Raw genomic sequence first — 16404 nt, 5'->3', positions numbered from 1 at the left:
TTTTTCTATTTCGCACAGACAGAGACATCTTTGCAAAGCTGGATGCATTCGCGCTGGGCTCCGGCAGTGGCGCCTTCGCATTCCGCCAGGGCCAGCATTTTTAGAACCTGCTCAAGGCCTTCGGGCATTTTGCTGTCAGGAAGATCCGGCAGAGTGTACTTGTTCTTTTCAGCTTCTGTGATTTTGCAGTCACCAAGGCTTTTCACATAAAAAACAGCCTCTTCGCAGGTTTTAAGATCGGGAAAGTTTGTTGCCGCTTGTCCGGTGGAGGCCAAGGTCAGCATCAAAGCCGCTGACAGCATCATAAGTTTATTCATGTATGACTCCTAAAGGTTAAGGAAACAAAAAAGGCCCCGAAGGGCCTGATTTTAAAGACCTCCGAAGAAGTCCATTTGTTTTGGCTGGCGCACGATCTGCGGGAAACGCAGTTCTGGTTTGCCGGTCAGGGCGATCAGATTTCCGACCTGAGGTGCCTGGCCGCCGATAGAGATTCTTTTCATCATCTGGCTGAACATGTGGCCCAGATAAGTTGCATCTTCTTCAGCGCGGTGGAAGTTGGAAGTCGGGATTTTCAAATGCTGAACCAAAGTTCCCAGTTTGTAGTTCGGAAGACCTGGGAAGACCTTACGCGCGATTGGCAAGCTGTCCAGAATCACTCCACGAGGAGCTGTGGTTTCATGCTTTTTAATGTCAGCAATCAGGAACTGGGAGTCAAAAGGCGCATTGTGCGCCACCAGCACATCCTCACCGCAGAACTCTGCAAAGGCCGGCAGGATGGTGTCGATCAGGGGTTTGCCTTTAACCATATCATCAGAGATACCGTTCACCGCCGAAGCTCCCGGTGGGATAGGGCGAAGTGGGTCAATCAAAGTGGCAAAGATCGCCTCGGGCTGGCCATCGATAAAACGAACGGCCCCGATTTCTACGATTTGATCTACTCCAGGAACTGTACCAGTGGTCTCTAAGTCAAAAGCTATGAATCTCATGAAAACATTGATACAAAATGGATGGGGCTGTTTCAACTAAAGAGTGTCCCCGTGAAGGAGTTCCTGACTGTGTCATCCAAGTCTGGAAAAATTATAAGCTTTTTGCCCGAAAATATTGATGTCTCAGTGAGTCAAAAGGATCATTCTGTTTTGGCTGTGGCCATCCGGGCGAAGGTGCCGCTGAATCACACCTGTGGCGGAAATGCGACCTGTGGGACGTGCCGGGTTTTGGTGGTGAAGGGCCTTGAGAAGCTGCCTCCGCGCAACGAGCTGGAGCAGGAGATGGCCGAAGACCGGGGGTTTCAGCCATTTGAGCGTCTGGCCTGTCAGATCGAGCCAGTGGACGGGCTCACCGTCGAGATTCCACTTTCAGATGATTAAGGGCGGACATAGAATGGATTGGTGTAAATCCACGTGATCCATTTTTTCGCGTCCGGGATGGGCAGCATCGGACTGACCCGCACCTGCACTCGATAAGTTCCCGGCTCTTTGATTTCAAAGACCGGCTCTGGATCGTTCTTTCTTGCGACCACTTCACCGTCTTTGATGATCATGATTTCAAAAAAGTCCTGGGGCTTTGCCGGAAGAATCACTTTCAGGCTCATGTTTTTACTGAACTTCACCTCGGAGCCCATCATGTGGCTGTGATTGCCATCTTCGATAGTGGCTGAGAAGCCTTTTGGATCCCCTAAAGTATCCAGCGCGATATAGAAGCTTCCGTTTTTAATGGCATTGAAGATCTTGGTGCGGTCACTGTTGAAGCTTCCGGTCAATTCGGACTTTAGCAGCACGTGATTGCTCATGAATTCAAAGCTGCGTTTATAACTGGGGAAGCGAATGAAGTAATTTGCCAGAGGAATCGCGCGGGCCGAGGCTTCTGTTCCGGCATAGACAACCACTTTGCGCTGCTGGCTGAGTTTGTTTAACAGTGCGATTTCATCCGTGGGTTCAGTGTAAAGCCGAACGAAGGCCAGGCGCGGATTGAAAGGGTAAATCAAAAGGCTCCAGATGGTGGAGATCTTGGACTCAGCCCAGGCGCGGTTGATCAGACTTTTCATGTTCAGCAGCTCAAACCCATCAAGGCCTGAAGGAATCTCTCCAGACCAGGAGTAACCCGCCTTGTAAGGGTGGGCCAAAATCGTCAGTGTGTCTTTGCTGGCGCCGGTTTTCTGCGACAACAGATCCGACAGTTTCACCTGGGCATCACCCAGGTTGGCCCCGATGCTTTCTTGATTCAGCGAATAGTAAATCAAACGGGAATCCAGATAGCTGTACTTGCCGGCGTTAAAGACCAGCAGATTTCCGTGGTAGGATTCAAACGTCGTCGGGATATTAAAAACGTTGTAATCGGTGAAGAAGATAAAATCCAGATTGGCCAGTTTTGCTGAAGTGATGACAAAGCTGGAAGTCGCCGAACCGCTGGACAGATCGGTGTGCACATTCAGCACACCTTTGTAGTCATACAGATTTCTTGAGGAGTGTTGTGAGGTGATTTGTGGTGGTACCACAGCCAGTTCGTACTGATTCAGATAAAATCCGTACAAGAAGAAGGTCACCAGCAAAAAAGAAAGAGTTGCAATTACTTTCATGGTCTTGTGAATTCCAACAGGACAAAGTCAGGAGAGATTTTTCGAATCTCTTTCATCTGCCATTGTTGTTCGGAAATCCACTTTGGTAAACCATTTCTCTCGCGCTTCACTAAATAAAAAACTTTGCCCTGCGGCTCGGCTTCCGGGAGTGTGTCAAAGAAGTCATAACGGCTGATTCCCTTGAGCTTAAACACCGGAACTTTGCTGAAATACCAAAGTGAGGCCGCCATTTGATAGCTGCTGGCGTAAAGTGGACTCACTTCTTTGGCCACGCTGCTCAGTTCTTGGAAGACATAAGGCTCTTCGACTTTGTCACTGAGCTTGCGCAAGGACGGTGTGAACAAGGTTGCCAGCACCACGGCGACAATCGCGCCCCAGAAGATCACGTAAACTTTTGTCCACTTTTGCACCTTCGGATGGAATAGCGCCAATGCCAGGATCGCCGGATAAGCGATGATCGGCCAGTTGGCTTCCACCAAAGCGCGGAAGGAAGTGAACAGGAAGAACAGCAATGGACCCCAGCCGAAATAGAACAACCAGCGCAGGTCCTTGGGAACTTTTGCCCGCAAAGCAGCCCAGAAGATCAGGGGGAACACGATCAGGATTTGCCCAAGGATGTAGGAAAGGGTCCATTCCGGGTTGTAAGAGCTTTTTTCCAAGCCGTGTTTGATTTGGAATTCAAACGAAGCAAAGTCATTCTGATAATTCCACAACAGAACCGGTGTGCAGAAGATCAGACCGGACACAAGAGTCAGCAAAACCCCATTCCAGCGCACATCCTTCCAGCGCTTCTCTGCCGTCAGATACACCAGCAGACACGGCACGAAAAGAACGATGTGATACTTGGAACAGAACCCCAGGCCTAACGCCACTCCCAGCCAGATGTAGCTGGAAAGAGCTTTTTTGTCGAGAGCCTGCAGAGCCAGTAAAATCGCCAATGACCAAAAGAACATCACCGGCAGATCCGGAGTTACGATCAAAGAGCCAAACCCCAGAAGCGGGGAGAACAGCACCAGATAGGTCCAAACTTTGATTTTATCAAAATCGATCTTGTCCTTCAGGATATAGAACCACACAGCCAAAAGCCCGTGACCCAGAATCACCGCCGGCCAGCGCACGGCGTTCATGAAAGGTTCAAGAAAGTGTCCAAGATAAAAAAGCCAGGAAACCAGAGGGGGATGGTCGAAGTAGCTCAGCTGGGGGCGCTGGGCCCACACCCAGTAGTAGGCCTCATCAGCACTCAAGGGGATGAGTGCTGACAGAACAAGTTTTACCAGAAGGCTGATCCACCAGATGCGGAATAGATCTTTCAAGACTAGTAGCTCAAGCGGATGGGTTTGCCAAGGTCACCCGGAATGCCGACTTCTTTTCCGTTCAAAATCAGATTCACAGCGCCACCGTTGGAGAAATTGATCTTCAGACCGCTTTTGCTTTTGAAGGTGTGAACCTGCTCAGCAGACAGACGGATCTTTTGCGGTTTTCCGTTCGGAGCGGAGTATTCAATTTCGACTGAATCCAAAGCCTCCACGATCAGCTCCACGGGTTTGCCGGACTCAGGTTTTGGAGTCGGAGTGGGCGTCGGACTTGGTGACGCCACTGGTGTCGGGGACGGAGTTGCGGTCGGAGCAGGACTGGGAGTCGCCGTCGGTTTCGGAGTTGCAGTCGGAGACGCCGCAGGAGTTGCTGCAGTCACCGGCGTTGAAACTGCCGAAGTCGGAGACGCTGCGGGAGTTGCAGTGGAGGACACGGTCGCTGCTGGTGTTGGAGCGGTCGTCAGGTTGCCCAGCGGGCCCGGAGTGGCATTGGGATCCACTTCAGTCAAAGTGCCGCCATCAATGGTGGTGTCGACCACAACCGGAGTGGCCCCTTCCATGGTCTGCGCGACTTCCGCACTTGGAACCTCGGCTTCCTTGGAATATTTGTCGATCATTTTTTTCGTGAACAAAATCAGGCCCACCAGAATAACACCCAGACCCAGAATGATGTAGGTTTTGGTGTTCTTATTTTCTTTCAGGGACTGCATGCCGTGGTTGGAACTGGTTGGCGGCGGGGTTTTGCGAATCGGCGTGACAGTGGCTTCCGGAGCCGGAGCTGCTGCTTCCGCAGTGCCTTCAGTTGCCGCACCTGCCGGTTTTGTTTCTGATTCGGTTGTTGTTCCCGCTGCTTTGGGTTCTTCTGTCTGGCGGATGTAAGGTTTGGGTTTTGTTGAACCCATTTCCTCGTAGAAGACTTCAAGAACCTGATCTGAGTTCAGGTGCAGGAAGTTGGCATAGCTCTGTACAAAGCCGCGCAGAAAGGTCTTTGCCGGCAATTGGGTTTCATCACCCTCTTCGATGGCTTTAAGAACCTTGCTGCTGATTTTCAAAGAAAGACCAATTTCGTGCAGGGAGAGGCCTTTTTCCTCGCGGGCTTTTTTTAGAAGTTCTCCGGTCTTTTTCATTAATGTCCCTTTCGAATCAAACTGAGCATTCCCTTGGCTTTGTCGCGATACTTACCGGTGGGATAGTATTTTATCAACTCTTCAAAGCGGGCGACGGATTTTGATTTCTCGCCCAGACGATAGTAGGAAAGCGCGCTGTAGTAGTGAGGCTCATCATACAGATTCTTCTGGCAGAATCCGATAGCGCGATCCAGGGCTTCGGCAGCCCGACCATAGTCCTTTTCTTCAAAGAACGTACGGCCATAGTAGGTGTTGGCGATGCAGTCATCCGTTTGAGAGTCCATGACCTTGCCAAAAGAGGTGCGGGCGGCTGCATATTCTTTCTGATTGAACTTAACCAGGCCCAGATTGATGTAGGCTTTTTCCGGATTTCCATAAGTCAGATCATTCAGCACCAGCTGGATTTCTTTTTCAGCATCGGCATAACGACCGGCTTCAATCAGCACGCGGCCCAGGTTGTTGCGTGCATCAGAATAGCGGGGTTCAAGACTCAAAGCCTGGCGCAGATGTTTTTCGGCCAGATCCAGACGATCGCGGAAGAAATAGACCTGACCCAGATTGTTTTGAATGACGGGATTTTTGGGATCCAGTTCCTGCGCCTTCAGCAGCTCCTGCAAGGCATAGGGATAAGCACCAGTCTCGATATGGGCAACACCCAATCGAAGATGAAGTTCGGCTTTTTGTTTTTCCTGTGCCGACCGGCTGGCACAACCCAGCATCGTCAGGGCGCACAGAGCGAGAATCCATTTACGCATGCTAAAAAGGTATCATTAGAGGACTAAGAGTCAACCCTGAGTTCCGCAATAGTTTCCACATGATCCGTCTGCGGGAACATCTCGAAAGTCTGCACCCGGTCGAGCTTGTACTTGATGCCTAGTTTCTGCGTCTGAGCAAAGAACCAGTTAAGATCCCGCGCCAAAGACACTGGGTGGCAGCTGATGTAGATGATCTTGCGTGGCTGGGCGGCGGCGAGGGTCTGCATGGTGTATTCGCTGGCTCCGGCCCGAGGAGGATCCAGGACCACCAGATCGTCTTTTCCAATGCTGGCCCGGCGCATGTAGGTTTCCACATCCGACATGAAGTAGGTCATGCGCTTGTCGGTGATTTTGGAACGAGCCCGCTCCACGAGCTTCGGGTTGAGTTCCACACCAATGATTTCCGAGCCGGCGTATTTTGCCGCCAGAGGGAAGGTGAAGTTCCCGGCACCGGCATACAGGTCATAAACTTTTTTGTACGGACCGTCGCCCGCCCAGTCCAAAGCCGTGCGCAGCAGGTCCTCGTTCTGAAAGCGATTCACTTGAGAAAAACCGATGCCGTCATCTTCGTCAGTGATCAGGCCATAGCGCACATCACCTTCTTCGGCGATGTACATCTCAAGACGCTGAAGATCTTTCGCATTTTTCTTTTCGGCCCAGGCCTTCACCTCGGCAAATTTATCGGTCAGAGTTTCTTCCGTGATCAGGCAGTCCATCGTTTCCACGATCTGGTGGGAATTGCGCGCAAAGAAACCGAAGCGGCCGTTTTTGAATTTCGGCTGAATGCGGTTGCGATAGCGCAGCACACGCGGACTTGGTTGGATGGGAAGATAGTTGAATTCCAGATCCCGGTTGAACTTTTTGATCGTTTCCAGAACCAGCGTGTGTTTTTGACGGCGCTGTTCTTCCTCGGTGATGTGCTGCCAGTTGCAGCCGCCGCAAGTGTGCGCCACCGGGCAGGGTGGTTCACGACGATGGGGGCTGGCCGTCAGAATTTCGACCACGCGGGCTTCCATGAAGTTCTTTTTTACCAGAGTGATTTCCGCCAGGATTTCTTCATTGGGCGCTGCTTGAGGAACGAAGACAACCATGCCCTCGTGTCGAGCGACTCCAGCACCGCCAATGGCGAGTTTTTCAATATTCAGTTTGATCTTGGAACCAAGAAGGGGAGCTTTCGCTCCCCTTTGGTTTGATTTCGCAGACATTTTATATCGCTAATTTCAAATTTGAATCTGTGAACGATTAAACGTTGCAGATTTCGTGTTTTTCGAAGAACAAAGCCAATTCACGAGCTGCAGACTCTGGAGAGTCAGAACCGTGAACTGCGTTTTCACCCACGTTGTCGCCGAATTTCGCGCGAACTGTGCCTGGGTTTGCTTTTTTAGGGTCCGTAGCACCCATGATTTCGCGGTTTTTCAAAACTGCGCCTTCACCCTGAAGACACATCAACATAACCGGACCGGAAGTCATGAAGGACACAAGCTCACCGAAGAATGGGCGTGCTTTGTGTTCAGCGTAGAACTCTTCAGCTTTTGCAGTTGTAAGAACGGTGATTTTCGCAGCAGCGATTTTCAGGCCGTTAGCTTCAAACATGCTCACGATATCGCCGATAGCGTTTTTCTTCATGGCATTTGGTTTGATGATAGAGAATGTTTGTTCGATAGACATGGTGTCTCCTTGTTTATTAATGACAAACTGTTTTAGTAATCTCAAAGAACCTAGGAGTTTTAACGAATTGAGTGACACATGTCCACTCTTGGTTTCCTTGGTTCGGCATGTTCACAACCAGTTTTGTCTGAACAGCCAGATCGTGGCCTTCGGACGGGGTGGTGAAGTTCTGGTAGGTGATCTGATAGCTTGCGCGGTTCTGCCAAAGATTCAGGGTGAACTCGACATCTTCGGTGGTCATGATCTGGATTTCATCAACACGGCCGGCGAATGCGGGACTGGCGGCCAGCAAGGCAAAAACCAATAATTTCTTCATCTTAGATCTCCTGAGTGGCCCTTAAATAGAGGCCGGAAGAGGCGCTGTCAATGGAAAATTGCCGCATGGGGTTATAGGCTCTTCTATATTCGAACTGAATCCTGGGATAGCGTTTTTTCCATGCATTCCTCAAGATGGATCCTCACTTCTGTCACGATTCATGCCCTTGCTTTGTCAGCCCTGTGGCTGGGAAAACCTGCGGTTATTGAAGTGCCCCACAGTCCGGACCCGATCCCGGTGGAGTTTGCAGTTGTCGAAAAATCCCACGCGCCTTCCGCGGGTCCGAAAAGAGGGATCCCTTCCGGGGCGTCGCAAGCCATGGGTGCGAAGCCCGGGACGATAACAAAGTCCCTGTTTAAAACCTATGACTTCAATGACAGTGAAGATGTCACTGAAAACTCTGACGGGCCTGCGAGAGACTTTCGGGATCGCGCCACCTATGCACTGGAAAGTGCCAACGTCTTTGCCGACACTGACAACTGGGATTATCACCGCGAGGTTTTTAGGCGCATTGACAGCGAGCTGATGTTTGATTCGATTCTTGCTCAGTACAATCACTTCGGCACCGTGATGCTGCAGTTTGAAGTCGATGAAAAGGGCTATCTGCTGGAAAAATCACTGCGTGCGTCTTCCGAGGATCCAATTTTGAAAGTGCATGCCGTGCGCGCCGTTAGAAAGGCTTTGACGGAAAAGTTCCAGGAGCTCAAGTGGAGTTCAGAAAACACCATCTTCCAGGCAAAGTTTGAATTCTTGAGTGATTCACCATCATTGAATTTTCGCAAGCAGCGCGAGTTTGGCAAACCGGTGCTGAACTTCACCCGGGCCACCAAAGAAAAGCCGGTGGCGACAAATCTGCAGGATCATCTTTTAAACGGCGGTATCGACTATGATGCTTTTGCCATGGTGGAAAGATGGCAAAAGTATAACAAGAAAAAACGCCTGGACGTGGGCGAGTATGATCCCTTCGCCCATTATCGCAAAGATCCGGCGTATCTGCTTTAGAATCTGATTTTAAATGAAAACCCCAGTCCCAGCGGAATCAGGCGGTCGTCATCGCCCTTGGAGCATTTGTTTTCCCTTCGGCAATAGGCATCCGGCAGGAACAAGTTCATCTCAAATCGATTCGGAGTGTTTGCCGCTTCGTTGAGTGATGAATTGATGGTAGAGACCACGTTCAATGAATCCAAAATTGTTTTTTCGCGTTCTGCACCGGCAATGGCGTTCGAGCGCACGCGCACGCGGCGGACGATGCGTTCAGCGGATTCGCGGTCCTTTTCGGTCAGCTGGTGGGGGATATTTTTTAAGGTAAAATGCACGATGGCTGAGCCAAAATTCATTTCATGCAGCATGGACAGGTCCGACACACGCACCTGGGCCACGGTGGCTTGGTGGCGGCGCACGGCCACGCGGATCATGTTGTTCGAGGTTCTGGCACTGGGCAGAATGAAAAGCAAATTGGTGCGACTGGCGCGAACGAATCCGGCGTTGGTGTCGCGGATGCTTTTTTCGGCATTGCGGGAGTTGTCGATCTCGGCCATAAAGTCCCATTCGTCTATGGGTATGGTGATGACCACGACGCTGAGGGGATTGAGCTCATCAGCGGCACACAGATCCTCTTCCAGAGGGACCAGGTCTTCCAGACTGCGTTTCGTGGTCTGGCATTGCCGGTGGTCGCGCGTGTCGACGGCCACCATGATTCCACGAGCGTGGGTTTCACGTTCTTCGTTGAATGTGTTGGCCTGCGCCCCCAGGGACGTCAGCATCATTGCAAATGTAAATATCAGCTTGGCGTTCTTCATCGTCAAATCTGTCCGTCGCAAATGTTAAATGGAGCGCATAAAGCTAAGCGCAAATTCCACGTTCTTTTTAATGGCTTCAATTTCCTTCATTTGGGCCGAATTGATCAGGCTTTCCACATTCTTCTGCACTTCATCGTAGATGTCAGATCCCTGGTTTTGTTTGTGCGAGGAAAGACGCTGAACCTGCTCCCAGTCCTGCTCCGTCGGCAGACCGTAACCTTCCGCACCTTTCAGGAACGAAGCCGGCTGCGAGAACATGTCGCTGATTTCAGTCAATGCGGTCACGATCTCTTTTTGACGGGTGGTTTCGCCACGTTTGGCGGCCTGTTTTTCTTCCTTGATCACATGCTGGGTCAGATCTGCTTTGATCGCGGCCGTCAGGAAGCGGTGGGCACCGTTTTCAAGCAGCACAATCGCAGCCGCCGCTTTACGACGGGTTTTGCCTTCCAGCTTGTTGATGCGCGAATACAGACTGCCACGCTGGGAGGCCGTCAGGCTGAGCAGTTCACGGAAGTCTTTTTGATTAACACCAATAGTGTCTTTCAGAACTTTAAAGCTCATCTCATAGCGGTCCCGGTAGGAATCAAACAGGTAGCCTGTGTTGATGGCCTGGGTGCGGTTTGCAAAAACGCGATTGTCAGCGATCTTCAGGCGCAGCAGATCCTTTTCAAGACCGATCGGGGTTTTGGTTTCCAGATAGATCAGTTCCGGGCGGAACAAAGACCCCTTCATCAGGTTCAACGATTCCACCGCGCAGTTGTTGGAGGTGAAATAGTAGCGGCCGTCATAAGACCAGTGGGTTTCAATCGTGCGGGTCACGAACTGGCGGATTTCATCGCGAGACAAATTCATAGGGACACTTCTTAGATCACGCAGCTCCGTCTTGGTGTATTCATCAATCACCTGATGCATGGGCACCAGGAATAGACGCGAAGGATAGTCCCCGGTCAGACCTTTAAGGGTGTTGATCTGAATGCTGTTCACAAAAGCGCGGTAAGAAAGCACGATATGCTGATCCAGATCCTTCAGGCAGTCGGGACCGACAACTTTTCTTTCCGGAGCACACATCACCAGACGGAACATGGAATGACCCCATCCGCTCATCATTGCTTCACCTTCTGCGGCCAGCAGATAGTGCACCTGATAGATGCGGCTCGGATCAATACTGCGGAGCGGGCTGTCTTTACCCTTGAAGTCCGGGATCACATAGTTGAGTGGCACCTGGCAGCCGCTGTTCGGGAAAGGGGTGTGTTTGAATTTGGTGCGGAACAGGTGGTACAGTGATGGACGACGGCATGCATAGTCCGGGTCCATCAGGAAATATTCCATATTCACCGCGAAAGATTCAAAGGCGCTGGTCAGCTCATAAATGTCAGGACTGCGGTGTTTCATCCAGGACTCGTCGCTGTCAACAAACCCTGCAATCATTGTGAAATACGGATTTTGTGAATAGCTGCGATACATGTTTTCGTAAGGCTTGCACTCGGGGCTGGTGCGGGTGTTTTGGCGGTCCTCTTTTTCCTCTTTGCACACACGGATCATGCGGGCCTCATCCGCATCGTGATCGTTCAGTTTGTCATAAGCATGAATGGTCTCATGCACGACGGTTGCCAGAATCTCGCGATAGAAGGTTTTGTGAGTGCGGTTGGTGCGCGTGGCATTGCTTTCACCGCGGCGAATTTCTGGAATGGCTTTAAGGTCGATGCGCACTTTGCCCCAGGACAGTTTTCCCAAAGCGTGATCGCCGTTTTCTTTGAGGCTCTCAAAGCGGACTTCCAGAGGTTTTTTGAATTTGGATTTAATGGAAACCGGCAGCAGTTGTTCGGCCTGTTTCAGCAGAATCTGAGCGTTTTGTCTGAATTGTTTGTCTGCGGGTCCTTCGGTCAGAGAGTAACTGAATGAAGCATGAGCGCTGGAAGCCATTAGCATCGCGGCGACAATCAATCCTGCTTTATTCATCGGTCTCTCCTTGTTTCAAAATGAGACAAACCTGCCCGGACTTTGGAAAATCCAAGCCCTGCTCTGAAAGTTAATACAAATTCAGTGCCAGACTATGGGGACCTAAGTGATTGATATGAAAATAAAAAAGGGCCACCTCGCGGCAGCCCTTTTCCAGAGAAGAGGAGGAGATGAAGCGCGAATTACATTTTCAGGATGCCTTCAGCAAGTTCAAGATCAGAAGCCTGAAGTTTTGGGTTTTCAGCGCGGATCGCTTCCAACGCTTTTTGCAAAGCCACACCACGGATCGCGCCATCAGAAGCAACCATCGTTGCAGCATCTTCTTTAGCTTCAACAACAAGTTTCAAAGTCTGACCAGAGATAGAAGCGGACGTCGCCACAACACCACCTGTAGTCATCAAAGGGATCGCCAGGATGGAGTCCACTGTGGAGGTCACAGATGCAGAGTAAACCTGAGAGATCTCAGTGGCTTGAGCCATAGTGGCAGACAACAACAAAGCAACGACAACGGACTTTTTCATGGATACTCCTAAAAGGGGTTTAATGTGTTTTTGGTTACTGGCTGGGGAGTATTGCAGCAACAGTGCCAAGGTGTCTCAGGACGGGAATTCACGGACTTGCCGGAAATTCATGGTAAATACGATGCTGGCTTGTGTTTAGGGATTGAACAGCGGACGCCAATAAGCGCCCGCGTTTGATGGTTGCGATGGAACACTCGCAACGAAAAAAATTTTAAAGTGTCTGCAGGAATTGGATCAGATTGTATTTGTCTTCGGCAGACAGAATTTCTTTTCCGTCTTTGATGAAGATTCCTTCGTCGTGACCCATGTTGCCCATGCCCGGATTGCGGGTGTCGTAAAGATGCTCGCGCGTCTTCCACGCCTTCGGTGTCTTGTCACCGATAGGGTAGCCACCGCAGCTAAAGTCATAGTCCGTGTCTTTGTTCAACGCTTCACCGGAGTAATAGATCGACGGACGCTTCTTTGCCGGAGTCAGCAGCACACACAGATTCGGGATCGAGTTGTTGTGCATGTACGGCCATCTGGCCCAGATGCCCACCAATGGTGGCGGCACATAACCTTCCTGCGCTTTGATCACGATCCCGTTCTTTTTAGAGATCTCCAGATCATTCAGCTGCTCCAAAGACTTCATGCCCTGACGGCGGAACGGGTCGGTGCCGACATTCACTACCGGGGTTTTTTCTTTGTAGCGCACTTCGACGGTTTTCAGGCGCTCGGCTGCGGACAGCACCAAGGCCTGCGGCAGGTTCCAGGCTTTTTCATAGTGGCCGTGGCACTTGGCGCAGGTGTTTTTAAAGATCTGCTCGCCGGCTTTGGCGCGTCCCAGATCGATTTTTTCCGCCGGGTAGAAATCGGTGATGTGCGGAGCTTCAGACGCAAAGACGGCCGTGGTCAGCTCTTTGATGATATGATCGTTGTCAGCCAGCCACTGCTCTAACTCGTGCAAATCCGCTCCGCGCCCGATTTCATTCCAGATTAGATTGGTGAAGATCGGGTTGCCACTCAGAACGCTTCCGTCCGACAGCCAGCGGTTTTTGTATTTCACGTTCCACCACACGGCGGGTTTGGAATCGGCGGGCTTGTTATCCAGATAGGCATCTGCCCGCGGTGATCTTGCGGCTTTGTCGCTGTAGTTGGCGTATCCGTCTTTGGCTCTGCGATTCAGGGAAAGACTGACCTGCGCCAAAGATGTATCCAGGCCCAGGGCGATGGGTTGTTTCAGTGCCACGGATTTCAGACGTTCTTTGGACTCCACCAACAAGGCGGTTTCCGCATCGGTGGCGCGCGTGTATGCCTGAAAGATGTGCGGATCCATCAGGGGCATGACTTTCTTGGCTTTGATGAAAAATTCATTCGCGCGCGGGAATCGGTTGGTCATGCCCAGGACTGTTTTGCCAAACAGGTTGGATGAATGGCAGGCCGCGCAGCTGAACGTGAAACCTTCAGCGCCGTTTCGTTCAATCAAACCAAAACCCATCAGGGTGTCGGGGCGGATTTCATTCGGATAGGGAACGGCATAAACCCCGCGTTCGTTTTCAAGCGGGTACTTGTGCAGGCCCAGATTTTTTAAAACGTCCTCAAAACTTCGGAAGCCACTGAGGCCTTTCATCAGGCTTTGAATCCATTTGCGCAAAGGATTGCTGTTCTTTTCTTCAATCAGGCGGCGCACGGGTTCGTAGGGTGGCAGCATTCCGGTGACGGTCACGGGATAGACTTGGGCGTGGATTTTTCCCTTATTCAAAGTGGCCTGGAAATCAAAATCGTTCCACGAATAAATGTTGGATCTCCCTCCCGGGGGGACCGGGACTCCGGCTGTCCAGTCGGGTTCGGATTGGGCAAAAGCAGTCGCGGAGATCAGGGTCAGAAGGAAAAAGAACTTCGTCATTCCCGATGCTTACATTGTCGTAAGATTACTAGACAATAATATTCTGTCGTTTGACGGGCAGAGCTGGCCTCCAAAGCTTTTAATGGGGGCCTAATGAAAAATTGTAATGGTGTGTTCCTTTTATTAGAAGGGGAGCACTATCTGCGTCCAGGATCTGGTGAAAGCAAAAATCTAAGTTAACATGAAACTGTTAACAGGAGTTTTATGGCTTCCGAGTCCGTTAAAGTGATTAAAGTAGTGCGTTCCTCACCAGCCGCCAAAGCTGAATCCGGGGCGGCGCCATTGGCCGACAATATTACGGAGATTCGGGAAAAGGCGCGTGAGTTTCTGCTGTCTGCTCTGCAGATGCTGGCTCCTGAGACGCCGGGAATTGGCGTGGATGTGGTGATTGGTGAAAAGACCACCCAGTATGTGGTCCGTTGCCCGAAAGAGGCCATTGGTCGTGTGATCGGCCAAAAAGGCGCAACGATCATGTCTTTGCGCCAGGTGGTGGGAGCCATCATGGGGGCGGCCGGGTCCCGTGCCGTGATCGAAATTCCTTACTACCCCGCCGACAAATAGGTTTCTGGCGTATCAGTCTTCACGATGAAGAAGGCAGGATGATCACGGGAACAGAGGACAGCAGACAGGTTTTTCTGGAGGTGCTTCCCAGGAACACGGTCAGCAGCCGATTGTGAGCATGAGTGCCCATGACAACCAGGTCATAGCCTTCGGTCAGTTCATCCTGGATGTCGTCAGCAAGATCCCTGTCATGCTCTATCAGCTTTGCCTGCACGGTCAGTCCGTCCTCTTTGAAGCGCTCCATTTTCTTTTTCATTTGGATCCGGGCAAAGTCTTTGATCTCTTGAACCTCTTTTTCCAGCGAGTACATGGGAATGCGGCTTTGGGCATAAATCTGGCGCAGTCGCATGATCGGGTCCCCCACGGAATGCATCAGCGTCACGCGGGCCTTGGTTTTTTGTGCTAGCTTGCGGGTGTAGGCTTCCGCACGGCTGCTGGCGGAGGTCAGATCCGACAAAAGCAGAATGCGCAATCCCGCACGAGGATTTGCCGGAAATTCAGCCGAAGAATAATGGGGGCCCAAAACCAGAACGGGCCGGCGTGAACGACGAAGAAGCTCTTCGGCCACGCTTCCCAGAAAGAATTTCGAAAGACCTTTGTGACCGCGGGTTCCCAATACGATCAAATCGGGATTCAGCTTTTTTTCCCATTCCAGTGCTTTTAAAATCGGGTTGCCCCGGTCCAGATGCAGTTCACTGCCGGGATTGAGGGCCTCTAACTCGGCTCTGAGTTTGGCGGTCATCTGGGGGTTGCGCTGATCAAGGCTCTTGATCTTGTCCCCTTTTCTCAGGCGCTCAGGAATATCTTCAACGTAGAGAAAGTGAAGGTCGGCCTTCAACAGCCGTGCAAAGTGGGTGGCGATGCTGCGAAGATCGTCGGATCTCTTTCGGGCTTTTTTTGACTGAGCCATGATGTCATCAGCCACAAGAATGGAAACAGAGGCCATAAAATCTCCTGTGAAATCCAGTACTGAATTTAAGTGAGGACGAGACTATTTTCCATAGCCCGTGCTTAATCGCAGAGAAATTCTTAAGGATCCGGGTGCGAGTTCCTTCTGATCTTCACTTTGCTGTTGTCAAAAACCTGGTCCCCGGGGAAGAGAATCACTTGCTCTCCCGCCTTAAGACCGCTGCTAACTACGGCGTGAGAGTCGTTTCTTTTGGCTATTTCCACGGACTGAAGATGCGCGCGCTGATCCTGAACTGTGTAAACCGCCCAGTTGTTTCTGTTCTTTAAAAGGGCACCAAGAGGAACCTGCAGGGCCTGATCTGTGTGGGAAACTTCAATCAGCAGCTCGACATGAAAGTTGTGTCCGATTTGCACCGGCGGGGGTTTCTGAAATTCGATGAAGATCTCGGTCTTTTCCTCTTCTATTCCCAAGGCGGAGATTTCAACGAAGCCCGCCTGACTGACGCGGAGGACTCGGCCTTCAAGCTCTGAGTCGTCACCCAGCCCGAAGATTTTCACAACAGACTGGGGCTGCACTTTGACGGCATCTGTGGTGAGAACTTTTGCGACAACTTCAATATCGCGGGGATCGATGATATCCACGATGGGCTCACCCCGCTGGATCGGCCCGGCGGATTCGCGATAAACTTTGGCAACGACACCGGCAACCGGGCTGGTCACGGGTTTTCTGAAGTCCCATTTGAGATGGGTCAGTGTCTGGCCTTTTTTAACGGATTCTCCGGCCTTCATTTCCAGGCGTTCCAGATCCCCGGTGGCAAAGGCGGTGACGGTGGTGATGTGCCGGGACCGGACGGTGCCATCAACCCTCAGCTGCTCGGTGAAGGGCCCTTGTTCCACGACGGCGATTTCCACAGGCACAGCAGAGGGGCGCAAAAGAAGTCCCAGTGCCACCGCCGTCAGAATGGCCAGTGTTACGTAGATGAACTTTCCAACGTATTGAGTTTTCTTTTTCATGC

At 51.3% G+C, this 16404-nt stretch carries 18 protein-coding genes; 3 read left to right on the top strand and 15 right to left on the bottom strand.

What is annotated here, in order from left to right; all coding sequences use genetic code 11:
* Positions 1 to 5: 5 nt before the first annotated feature.
* Both BD_RS17550 and BD_RS17545 read right to left on the bottom strand, forming a co-directional pair.
* The gene (locus BD_RS17550; RefSeq protein ID WP_011166136.1) at positions 6 to 317 is read right to left on the bottom strand and encodes a hypothetical protein; all 312 of its coding nucleotides are present in this window, start codon (positions 315 to 317) and stop codon (positions 6 to 8) included.
* A gap of 51 nt (positions 318 to 368) precedes the next feature.
* Positions 369 to 986: a 3'-5' exonuclease gene (locus BD_RS17545; protein ID WP_048349893.1), complete on the bottom strand. Its 618-nt coding sequence runs from the start codon at positions 984 to 986 to the stop codon at positions 369 to 371.
* Between the two features lie 21 nt (positions 987 to 1007).
* Here BD_RS17545 and BD_RS17540 point away from each other — a divergent pair, with 21 nt between their 5' ends.
* Complete coding sequence (locus tag BD_RS17540; protein ID WP_226987855.1) at positions 1008 to 1367, top strand: 2Fe-2S iron-sulfur cluster-binding protein; 360 nt, start codon at positions 1008 to 1010, stop codon at positions 1365 to 1367.
* Here the strand turns inward: BD_RS17540 and BD_RS17535 are convergent.
* Genes BD_RS17535 through BD_RS17505 form a run of 7 tightly spaced genes read right to left on the bottom strand, consistent with a single transcriptional unit; the run spans position 1364 to position 7754 of the window.
* The gene (locus tag BD_RS17535) at positions 1364 to 2575 is read right to left on the bottom strand and encodes a CehA/McbA family metallohydrolase domain-containing protein (protein ID WP_011166133.1); all 1212 of its coding nucleotides are present in this window, start codon (positions 2573 to 2575) and stop codon (positions 1364 to 1366) included. The two genes, BD_RS17540 and BD_RS17535, sit on opposite strands and share 4 nt — an antisense overlap.
* Complete coding sequence (locus tag BD_RS17530) at positions 2572 to 3888, bottom strand: ArnT family glycosyltransferase (RefSeq protein ID WP_080559016.1); 1317 nt, start codon at positions 3886 to 3888, stop codon at positions 2572 to 2574. Before BD_RS17530 ends, BD_RS17535 begins: the two co-directional genes overlap by 4 nt.
* 2 nt (positions 3889 to 3890) lie before the next feature.
* Positions 3891 to 5015, bottom strand: coding sequence for a helix-turn-helix domain-containing protein (locus BD_RS17525; RefSeq protein WP_011166131.1), 1125 nt, complete (start codon positions 5013 to 5015; stop codon positions 3891 to 3893).
* Positions 5015 to 5770 (bottom strand): tetratricopeptide repeat protein, encoded by a 756-nt coding sequence (locus tag BD_RS17520; protein WP_011166130.1) that lies wholly within the window; start codon positions 5768 to 5770, stop codon positions 5015 to 5017. The genes BD_RS17525 and BD_RS17520 overlap by 1 nt, the downstream gene beginning before the upstream one ends.
* A gap of 23 nt (positions 5771 to 5793) precedes the next feature.
* The gene (locus BD_RS17515; RefSeq protein ID WP_011166129.1) at positions 5794 to 6975 is read right to left on the bottom strand and encodes a class I SAM-dependent RNA methyltransferase; all 1182 of its coding nucleotides are present in this window, start codon (positions 6973 to 6975) and stop codon (positions 5794 to 5796) included.
* Positions 6976 to 7012: 37 nt separating this feature from the next.
* On the bottom strand, positions 7013 to 7438 hold the full coding sequence (gene ndk / locus BD_RS17510) for a nucleoside-diphosphate kinase (protein ID WP_011166128.1): 426 nt from the start codon (positions 7436 to 7438) through the stop codon (positions 7013 to 7015).
* Between the two features lie 16 nt (positions 7439 to 7454).
* Positions 7455 to 7754 (bottom strand): hypothetical protein, encoded by a 300-nt coding sequence (locus tag BD_RS17505; RefSeq protein ID WP_011166127.1) that lies wholly within the window; start codon positions 7752 to 7754, stop codon positions 7455 to 7457.
* A 120-nt stretch (positions 7755 to 7874) separates the two neighbouring features.
* Between BD_RS17505 and BD_RS17500 the strand changes: the two genes are divergently transcribed.
* The gene (locus BD_RS17500) at positions 7875 to 8756 is read left to right on the top strand and encodes a hypothetical protein (RefSeq protein WP_011166126.1); all 882 of its coding nucleotides are present in this window, start codon (positions 7875 to 7877) and stop codon (positions 8754 to 8756) included.
* Here the strand turns inward: BD_RS17500 and BD_RS17495 are convergent.
* The 4 genes from BD_RS17495 to BD_RS17480 all read right to left on the bottom strand — a co-directional run bounded on the left by BD_RS17495 (position 8753) and on the right by BD_RS17480 (position 13918).
* Entirely contained in the window at positions 8753 to 9553 is an 801-nt protein-coding gene (locus tag BD_RS17495; protein ID WP_231839222.1) for a hypothetical protein, read from the bottom strand. The two genes, BD_RS17500 and BD_RS17495, sit on opposite strands and share 4 nt — an antisense overlap.
* A gap of 24 nt (positions 9554 to 9577) precedes the next feature.
* Positions 9578 to 11512: a DUF7844 domain-containing protein gene (locus BD_RS17490; protein WP_011166124.1), complete on the bottom strand. Its 1935-nt coding sequence runs from the start codon at positions 11510 to 11512 to the stop codon at positions 9578 to 9580.
* Between the two features lie 182 nt (positions 11513 to 11694).
* Positions 11695 to 12033, bottom strand: coding sequence for a DUF2388 domain-containing protein (locus tag BD_RS17485; RefSeq protein ID WP_011166123.1), 339 nt, complete (start codon positions 12031 to 12033; stop codon positions 11695 to 11697).
* A gap of 211 nt (positions 12034 to 12244) precedes the next feature.
* On the bottom strand, positions 12245 to 13918 hold the full coding sequence (locus tag BD_RS17480) for a c-type cytochrome (RefSeq protein ID WP_011166122.1): 1674 nt from the start codon (positions 13916 to 13918) through the stop codon (positions 12245 to 12247).
* Positions 13919 to 14122: 204 nt separating this feature from the next.
* On the opposite strand from BD_RS17480, the gene BD_RS17475 reads away from it, so the two are divergent.
* Entirely contained in the window at positions 14123 to 14479 is a 357-nt protein-coding gene (locus BD_RS17475) for a KH domain-containing protein (RefSeq protein ID WP_011166121.1), read from the top strand.
* 19 nt (positions 14480 to 14498) lie between these two features.
* On the opposite strand, the gene BD_RS17470 is transcribed toward BD_RS17475, so the two are convergent.
* Together BD_RS17470 and BD_RS17465 are read right to left on the bottom strand one after the other, a co-directional pair.
* On the bottom strand, positions 14499 to 15425 hold the full coding sequence (locus tag BD_RS17470; protein ID WP_011166120.1) for a universal stress protein: 927 nt from the start codon (positions 15423 to 15425) through the stop codon (positions 14499 to 14501).
* Between the two features lie 83 nt (positions 15426 to 15508).
* Positions 15509 to 16402 (bottom strand): efflux RND transporter periplasmic adaptor subunit, encoded by an 894-nt coding sequence (locus tag BD_RS17465; RefSeq protein WP_011166119.1) that lies wholly within the window; start codon positions 16400 to 16402, stop codon positions 15509 to 15511.
* Between the last annotated feature and the right edge of the window lie 2 nt (positions 16403 to 16404).

Source organism: Bdellovibrio bacteriovorus HD100, from assembly GCF_000196175.1.
Lineage (GTDB): Bacteria > Bdellovibrionota > Bdellovibrionia > Bdellovibrionales > Bdellovibrionaceae > Bdellovibrio > Bdellovibrio bacteriovorus.
The sequence above is the reverse complement of the archived record's forward strand: the minus strand, read 5'-3'. Positions and strand labels throughout refer to the sequence as shown.

Excerpts from the sequence above, each read along its gene's own strand:
- BD_RS17550 (WP_011166136.1), bottom strand. The coding sequence starts at position 317 with ATGAATAAACTTATGATGCTGTCAGCGGCTTTGATGCTGACCTTGGCC.
- BD_RS17545 (WP_048349893.1), bottom strand. The coding sequence starts at position 986 with ATGAGATTCATAGCTTTTGACTTAGAGACCACTGGTACAGTTCCTGGA.
- BD_RS17540 (WP_226987855.1), top strand. The coding sequence starts at position 1,008 with ATGGGGCTGTTTCAACTAAAGAGTGTCCCCGTGAAGGAGTTCCTGACT.
- BD_RS17535 (WP_011166133.1), bottom strand. The coding sequence starts at position 2,575 with ATGAAAGTAATTGCAACTCTTTCTTTTTTGCTGGTGACCTTCTTCTTG.
- BD_RS17525 (WP_011166131.1), bottom strand. The coding sequence starts at position 5,015 with ATGAAAAAGACCGGAGAACTTCTAAAAAAAGCCCGCGAGGAAAAAGGC.
- BD_RS17520 (WP_011166130.1), bottom strand. The coding sequence starts at position 5,770 with ATGCGTAAATGGATTCTCGCTCTGTGCGCCCTGACGATGCTGGGTTGT.
- BD_RS17515 (WP_011166129.1), bottom strand. The coding sequence starts at position 6,975 with ATGTCTGCGAAATCAAACCAAAGGGGAGCGAAAGCTCCCCTTCTTGGT.
- ndk (WP_011166128.1), bottom strand. The coding sequence starts at position 7,438 with ATGTCTATCGAACAAACATTCTCTATCATCAAACCAAATGCCATGAAG.
- BD_RS17505 (WP_011166127.1), bottom strand. The coding sequence starts at position 7,754 with ATGAAGAAATTATTGGTTTTTGCCTTGCTGGCCGCCAGTCCCGCATTC.
- BD_RS17500 (WP_011166126.1), top strand. The coding sequence starts at position 7,875 with ATGCATTCCTCAAGATGGATCCTCACTTCTGTCACGATTCATGCCCTT.
- BD_RS17495 (WP_231839222.1), bottom strand. The coding sequence starts at position 9,553 with ATGAAGAACGCCAAGCTGATATTTACATTTGCAATGATGCTGACGTCC.
- BD_RS17490 (WP_011166124.1), bottom strand. The coding sequence starts at position 11,512 with ATGAATAAAGCAGGATTGATTGTCGCCGCGATGCTAATGGCTTCCAGC.
- BD_RS17485 (WP_011166123.1), bottom strand. The coding sequence starts at position 12,033 with ATGAAAAAGTCCGTTGTCGTTGCTTTGTTGTTGTCTGCCACTATGGCT.
- BD_RS17480 (WP_011166122.1), bottom strand. The coding sequence starts at position 13,918 with ATGACGAAGTTCTTTTTCCTTCTGACCCTGATCTCCGCGACTGCTTTT.
- BD_RS17475 (WP_011166121.1), top strand. The coding sequence starts at position 14,123 with ATGGCTTCCGAGTCCGTTAAAGTGATTAAAGTAGTGCGTTCCTCACCA.
- BD_RS17470 (WP_011166120.1), bottom strand. The coding sequence starts at position 15,425 with ATGGCCTCTGTTTCCATTCTTGTGGCTGATGACATCATGGCTCAGTCA.
- BD_RS17465 (WP_011166119.1), bottom strand. The coding sequence starts at position 16,402 with ATGAAAAAGAAAACTCAATACGTTGGAAAGTTCATCTACGTAACACTG.